The sequence below is a fragment of the Caballeronia sp. LZ029 genome, from assembly GCF_031451275.1.
Classification (GTDB): domain Bacteria; phylum Pseudomonadota; class Gammaproteobacteria; order Burkholderiales; family Burkholderiaceae; genus Caballeronia; species Caballeronia jiangsuensis.
Genome location: NZ_JARUXO010000085.1, coordinates 1 through 310, shown reverse-complemented (window position 1 = coordinate 310; position 310 = coordinate 1). Strand labels below are relative to the sequence as shown.

Genomic DNA, 310 nt, shown 5'->3' with positions numbered 1-310 from the left:
TTCCAGTACTTCGGCGGCTCGCACGCGGCGCTTGATCCGCTCGCGAACATCAAGGTCGGCGCGCTCGTGCTGAAGGACTGCATTGCGCGCGGCGGCTCGGTAGCGGGCGGCCTGCGCTTCTACGTCGGCTCGACGACGCAGGACGACGGCGGCTACGGCGCCAAGGTGCTGGCCGAGCGTTCCCGTCTGCGCGACGTCGCACGCGGCCGCAATGTGCCGATCAATGCCCCGCAGGCGCCGGTTCCACCCGCGCCCAAGCAGGTGCTGGCGTCCGCCACGCCCGAAAAGCGCGTTCACGTGACGATCGATA

General features: G+C 69.7%; 1 pseudogene. It reads left to right on the top strand.

The features are described 5' to 3' along the window. Positions 1-310: pseudogene (locus QCE73_RS34165) on the top strand (lytic transglycosylase domain-containing protein); the annotation flags it as partial.